Annotated in this window: 5 protein-coding genes; 4 read left to right on the plus strand and 1 reads right to left on the minus strand. The window is 63.9% G+C overall.

All coding sequences use genetic code 11. The features are described from left to right. The first annotated feature begins 138 nt into the window (after nt 1-138). Genes kdpB through EN984_RS17290 form a run of 4 tightly spaced genes read left to right on the plus strand, consistent with a single transcriptional unit; the run spans nt 139 to nt 6337 of the window. Nucleotides 139-2232 carry a potassium-transporting ATPase subunit KdpB gene (gene kdpB / locus EN984_RS17275; RefSeq protein WP_127272692.1) on the plus strand — a complete coding sequence of 698 codons (2094 nt, stop codon included), beginning with the start codon at nt 139-141 and terminating at the stop codon, nt 2230-2232. 59 nt (nt 2233-2291) lie between these two features. Further along, nucleotides 2292-2858, plus strand: coding sequence for a potassium-transporting ATPase subunit KdpC (gene kdpC, locus EN984_RS17280; protein WP_127267747.1), 567 nt, complete (start codon nt 2292-2294; stop codon nt 2856-2858). Nucleotides 2859-2912: 54 nt separating this feature from the next. Further along, nucleotides 2913-5648, plus strand: a complete 2736-nt coding sequence (locus EN984_RS17285; protein ID WP_127267748.1) for a sensor histidine kinase KdpD — start codon at nt 2913-2915, stop codon at nt 5646-5648. Continuing rightward, nucleotides 5645-6337, plus strand: a complete 693-nt coding sequence (locus EN984_RS17290; protein ID WP_127267749.1) for a response regulator transcription factor — start codon at nt 5645-5647, stop codon at nt 6335-6337. Before EN984_RS17285 ends, EN984_RS17290 begins: the two co-directional genes overlap by 4 nt. 12 nt (nt 6338-6349) lie before the next feature. Here EN984_RS17290 and EN984_RS17295 read toward each other — a convergent pair. Further along, nucleotides 6350-6705 (minus strand): MFS transporter (locus tag EN984_RS17295; RefSeq protein WP_127383847.1); only part of this gene is annotated, 356 nt, incomplete at its 5' end.

Raw genomic sequence — 6705 nt, forward strand, 5'->3', positions numbered from 1 at the left:
TTTCCCGACCCTGTCGACGTTTCTCGGCCTTGCGGCAGTCATGCTCGTCCTCTGGCTGCTGGCCTACGGGCCACCGCATTTCCTTTCGGCATCCAATCATCGGGTGCCGTCCAACAACACCGAAGCCGGAGCTTCAAAATGAGCAACTCGAAATCAGCAAGCATCATGGATGCACGCATCCTAGTTCCCGCCATTGGCGGCGCCTTCCGCAAGCTCGATCCGCGCACGCTGGCCAGGAACCCGGTGATGCTCGTCGTTGCCGTCGTCTCGGCGCTCACCACGGTGCTGTTCGTGAAGGACCTGGTCACCGGAGGCGGCAATCTCGGCTTTACGCTGCAGATCATCATCTGGCTTTGGTTCACCGTCCTGTTCGCCAACTTCGCCGAAGCGGTCGCAGAAGGCCGCGGCAAGGCGCAGGCGGATTCGCTGCGCAAGGCACGCACAGAGACCCAGGCCAAGCTTTTGACCGGTGAGGACCGCACCAAATACAAACTCGTGCCCGGCACCAGCCTCAAGGTCGGCGATGCCGTCCTGGTCGAGACCGGCGACATCATCCCGTCGGACGGCGAAGTTGTCGAGGGCGTCGCGTCGGTCAATGAGGCGGCGATAACAGGCGAATCGGCGCCGGTCATCCGCGAATCCGGTGGCGACCGTTCGGCGGTCACCGGTGGCACCCAGGTGCTGTCAGACTGGGTCCGCGTCCGCATCACCGCCGCCTCCGGCCATACCTTCCTCGACCGCATGATCTCGCTGGTCGAAGGTGCCGAGCGCCAGAAGACGCCGAACGAGATCGCGCTCAACATCCTGCTCGTCGGCATGACGCTGATCTTCGTGCTGGCCACCGCGACGATCCCGAGTTTTGCCTCCTACTCGGGCGGCTATATCTCGGTGACCGTTCTGGTGGCGCTGTTCGTCACCTTGATCCCGACCACGATCGGCGCGCTGCTTTCGGCCATCGGCATCGCCGGTATGGACCGCCTGGTGCGATTCAACGTGCTGGCCATGTCGGGCCGCGCCGTGGAGGCCGCAGGCGACGTCGACACGCTGCTGCTCGACAAGACCGGCACGATCACACTCGGCAACCGCCAGGCGACGCAGTTTCGCCCGGTCAAGGGCGTCACCGAACAGGAACTGGCCGACGCGGCTCAGCTAGCCTCGCTCGCCGACGAGACGCCGGAAGGCCGCTCCATCGTCGTGCTGGCCAAGGAGAAATACGCCATCCGCGCCCGTGACATGGCAACGCTGCACGCCACTTTCGTGCCCTTCACAGCGCAGACCCGTATGAGCGGCGTCGACATCGATGGTTCGTCGGTGCGCAAGGGCGCCGTCGATTCCGTGCTTGCCCATGTCAACCAGTCGGCAGCTGCCGCCCATGGCACGCGCCCAAGCAGCGAATCCATCCGCGATCTCCAGTCCATCGCCGACGAGATCGCCAAGTCCGGCGGCACGCCGCTGGCGGTCGAACGCGACGGCCGCCTGCTCGGCGTCATCCACCTCAAGGACATTGTCAAGGGCGGTATCCGGGAGCGCTTCACCGAACTGCGCCGCATGGGCATCCGCACGGTGATGATCACCGGCGACAATCCGATGACGGCAGCAGCCATCGCCGCGGAAGCCGGCGTCGACGACTTCCTCGCGCAGGCCACACCGGAGGACAAGCTGAAGCTGATCCGCGACGAACAGGCCAAGGGCAAGCTGGTGGCCATGTGCGGCGACGGCACCAACGATGCACCCGCCCTTGCACAAGCCGATGTCGGCGTCGCCATGAACACCGGCACGGTTGCCGCCCGCGAGGCCGGCAACATGATCGATCTCGACAGCGATCCGACCAAGCTCATCGAGATCGTCGAGATCGGCAAGGCGCTCTTGATGACGCGGGGTTCGCTGACGACCTTCTCGATCGCCAACGACGTGGCCAAGTATTTCGCCATCATTCCGGCGATGTTCGCCGTCTTCTACGTCGCACCGGGACAGACGACCGGCCCGCTGCAGGCACTCAACGTCATGCATCTGGCGACGCCGCAAAGCGCCATCCTGTCGGCCATCATCTTCAACGCACTGATCATCATCGCGCTGATCCCGCTGTCGCTGAAGGGCGTCAAATATCGCGCCATTGGCGCCGGGGCGCTGCTCAGCCGCAATCTGCTTGTCTACGGCCTCGGCGGCCTCATCGTGCCGTTCGTCGGCATCAAGGCGATCGACATGATCGTCACCGCGCTTGGCCTCGCTTAACTCTTTGTTTTAACGCAATTCCGGACGGAAACCCTGGAATTGCTTTGAGGAACATCTCCATGCTCACCCAGATAAGACCCGCGATCATCATGATCGTCTTCTTCACGGTCCTGACCGGCCTGATCTATCCCTTGGGCATGACCGGCATCGCCCAGGCGATCTTCCCGCGCCAGGCCAATGGCAGCCTGATCGAGAAGGATGGCAAGGTCATCGGCTCCGAGCTGATCGGCCAGGGCTTTGCCAGCGACAAGTATTTCCATGGCCGCCCCTCGGCCGCCGGCGACGGCTACAACGCCGCCGCCTCGAGCGGCAGCAATCTCGGCCCGACCAATCCCAAGCTGATCGACCGCATCAAGGGCGACGCGGAAAGATTGAAGGCGCAGAATCCGAACCAGCCCGTCCCGATGGACCTGGTGACGACGTCCGGCAGTGGCCTCGATCCCGATATCAGTCCCGAAGCAGCCTACTTCCAGGCCGCCAGGGTGGCCAAGGCCAGGGGGATCGATGAAGCCAAGGTCAAGGCGCTTGTCGATGCCCAAGTCGAGGGCAGGGAGCTTGGCTTCATGGGCGAACCGGTGGTCAATGTGCTCGGTCTCAACCTTGCGCTGGACGCCGCGAAACAGTGAATGGTGCGGGCCGGGGATCGACAGTATCCCCGGCGCCATCCATGATCGATCCCGATGCCGGACGACAGAAGCAACGACGCTAGACCTTCTCCCGACGCACTGCTTGACCATGCCGAGCGGGAAGGTCGCGGCCGGCTGCGGATATTCCTGGGTGCCGCTCCCGGCGTAGGCAAGACCTACGAGATGCTGATGTCGGGCCGCGCCAGGCTGACCGACGGCGTGGATGTGGTGATCGGTGTCGTCGAGACGCATGGGCGCAAGGAGACACTGGCCCTGGTCGAGGGCTATGAGGTCATTCCCCGCCGCAAGGTCGACTACAAGGGGCGCATCCTCGACGAGATGGATATCGACGCCATCCTCGCCCGGCGCCCGGCGCTGGTTCTCGTCGACGAACTCGCCCACACCAATGCGCCTGGCAGCCGGCACCCCAAGCGCTATCTCGATGTCCAGGAAATCCTGACGCACGGTATCGACGTCTACACGACGCTCAACATCCAGCATGTCGAAAGCCTGAACGACGTCGTCGCCCAGATCACCAAGGTCAGGGTTCGCGAGACGGTCCCCGATTCCATCATCGACCAGGCCGACGATGTCGAGATCATCGATCTCACCCCCGACGACCTGATCAAGCGGCTCGAGGAAGGCAAGGTCTATTTCCCCAACACCGCGCAGCGCGCGATCGAGAACTATTTCTCGCCGGGCAATCTGACGGCGCTCAGGGAGCTGGCGCTGCGCCGCACCGCGCAGCGCGTCGACGACCAGTTGCTGATCCATATGCAGGCCCACGCCATTCCCGGACCGTGGGCCGCGGGGGAAAGGGTTCTCGTCTGCGTCGACGCGCGTCCGGGCGGGGCGGCGCGTATTCGCTATGCGCGCAGGCTGGCCGACCGGCTCCGTGCCCCGTGGACGGCGCTGCATGTCGACAGCCCTCGCTCGGCCAGCATGCCCGAAGCGGACAAGGATCGGCTCGCTACGAACCTGCGGCTTGCCGAACAGCTCGGCGCCGAGGTGACCACCATTCCCGGTCAGAACATCGCGCAGGACATTGTTCGCCATGCGACGGCGAACAATTTCACCCATATCGTGGTCGGCAGGCCGACCCGGTCGCGCTGGCGGGAATTGATCGAAGGTTCGCTCACCTACGATCTCATCCGCAATGCCGGCGACATCAGCGTCCATGTCATTTCAGGAACCGAACGCAATGCCGAGGTGACGTCGAGGAGTGTCAAGGCGGCGGACGAGCAGTGGCAGTTCGAGATCTGGCCCTATCTCAAGGCCACGGCCTTTGTCATCGGTTCGCTCGCCTTCGCCGTCGTTCTCGACCAGTTTCTCGACGTTCGCAACCTGGCGATCATTCTTCTCATCGGCGTACTGGCATCGGCGGTAACGGGCGGTCTGTGGCCGGCTCTGTACGCTTGTTTCGCCAGCGCCCTTGCTTTCAATTATTTCTTCCTGGAGCCTCGCTATACGCTGACGATCCGGGATCCGGAGAGCATCGTCGCGCTCGGCGTCTTTCTCGTCGTTGCGGTCATCGCCAGCAATCTGACGGCGCGCGTGCAGCGCCAGGCGGTCGCCGCCCGCTCGCGGGCGCGGGCCACGGAAGACATCTACCTCTTTTCAAAGAAGCTCGCCGGCGCCGGCACGCTCGACGACGTCCTTTGGGCTACTGCCTTCCAGATCGCCTCGATGCTGAAGCTGCGGGTGGTGCTGCTTTTGCCGGAGGACGGGACCATCACCGTCAAGGCCGGCTATCCGCCCGACGACACGCTGGCCGAGGCCGACATCGCCGCCGCCCGCTGGGCCTGGGAGCACAATCGTGCCGCGGGTCGCGGCGCCGACACGCTTCCGGGCGCCAGGCGCCTCTATTTGCCCTTGCGCACGGGGCGCACGGCCATCGGGGTCGTCGGCCTCGACAACGACAAGCAGGGTCCGCTGCTGACGCCCGAGCAGCAGAGGCTGCTTGACGCACTGGCCGACCAGGCGGCGGTCGCCATCGAGCGTATTCAGTTGGTTGCCGACGTCGACCGCGCCAAGCTCGCCGCTGAGGCGGACAGGCTGCGCTCGGCGCTGCTCACCTCCATTTCCCATGATCTGAAAACGCCGCTCGCCGCCATCATGGGCGCGGCCGGCACGCTGCGGGATTTTTCAGCAGCGCTTCCCGAACCGGACCGGGCTGAACTGCTGTCGACGGTGCTCGACGAATCCGAGCGGTTGAACCGCTTCATCGCCAATCTGCTCGACATGACCAAGATCGAGTCCGGCGCGATGGAGCCGAACTACGCCTTTCACTATGTCGGCGACATCGTCGGCTCCGCCTTGCAAAGGGCCAGGAAAATCATTGGCGAGCACAAGATCGAGACCGACATCCCCAGGGATTTGCCGATGTTGAAGGTCGACCCGGTGCTGTTCGAGCAAGCGTTGTTCAATCTTCTCGACAATGCGGCGAAATATGCCCCGGCAAGCTCGACGATTCGCATGCAGGGTTGGACCGACAATGGCTCCGTCCTGCTGCAAATCATGGATGAAGGGCCAGGCATTCCTCCCGGCGATCTGGAACGGATTTTCGACACGTTCTATCGAGTGCGCAAGGGCGACCAGATCCGCGCCGGTACGGGGCTCGGCCTGTCGATCTGCCGCGGCTTCGTCGAAGCGATGGGTGGCACCATCATGGCGGCAAACCGGACCGACGGTTCGGGCGCGGTGTTCACCATCAAAATGCCCAGGCCGGCAAATCCGCCCAATTTCGACACTTCGAATACCGACGACCACGACGTGGGTGACCTGGCATGACAAACTCGAACGTCAGGATATTGGTCGTCGATGACGAGCCGCCGATCCGCAAGCTGCTGCGCGTCGGGCTCGGCAGTCAAGGTTATGCGGTCAGCGAGGCGCCGAACGCGAAGGTGGCGATCGAGCTGATGGAGGCGGAGAAGCCGGACCTCGTCCTGCTCGACCTTGGGCTGCCCGGCATGAGCGGTCATGAGTTGCTGCGCAAATGGCGCGACGATGGTCTCGACATTCCAGTGGTCATGCTGTCCAGCCGAACCGACGAGGCCGGCATCGTCCAGGCCCTGGAACTCGGCGCCGACGACTATGTCACCAAACCTTTCGGCATGAACGAGCTGGTGGCGCGCATTCGCGTGGCGCTCCGCCACAAGTTCCAGCAAAAGGGCGAGAAGCCGATTTTCCAGACCGGCGATCTCAGCGTCGACCTGGTCAAGCGCATCGTCAAGGTCGAGGGCAAGGAGGTAAAGCTGTCGCCGAAGGAATACGACATCCTGCGTATGCTGGTGCAGCACGCCGGCAAGGTGCTGACCCATCATTTCCTTTTGAAGCAGGTCTGGGGCGATTCGACCGATGTGCAGTATCTCAGGGTCTATGTCCGGCAGCTCAGGCAAAAGATCGAGAAGAGCCCCGACCAGCCGCGCTACATCACCACCGAGACCGGCGTCGGCTACCGCCTGCGCGAGGCCGAATGAGCAGGCCAGGTTTTAGCCGATAGCTTCCCGTGGCTGGCCAAGCGGTCTGGAAACCCGCAAAGCCGCGAGGCAGCCAACAATGCCGAGCGGCACGAAGGCAAGAAACAACCACGACGCGACATTCGCCGCCGCGTCGTGGTTCAGGCCTTGCGAAAAGCCGCTGGCGTTGGCGACGATGCCGGCGAGTGCGGCGCCCACGGCATAGCCGATGCGCTGCATGGTCGGCACCGCCGCCGAGGCGATGGTCTGCTCGCCCTCCGGGGCGGAGGCGACGATGACGCGCGTCAGGAACGGCCAGGCGATGCCGAAGCCGCCGCCCTGCAACAGGGCACATATCAGGATCAGCGGGACGGAGCCCAGGGGTATCG

The sequence above is a fragment of the Mesorhizobium sp. M7A.F.Ca.CA.004.12.1.1 genome (assembly GCF_003997835.1).
In the GTDB taxonomy this organism is placed as follows: Bacteria; Pseudomonadota; Alphaproteobacteria; order Rhizobiales; family Rhizobiaceae; genus Mesorhizobium.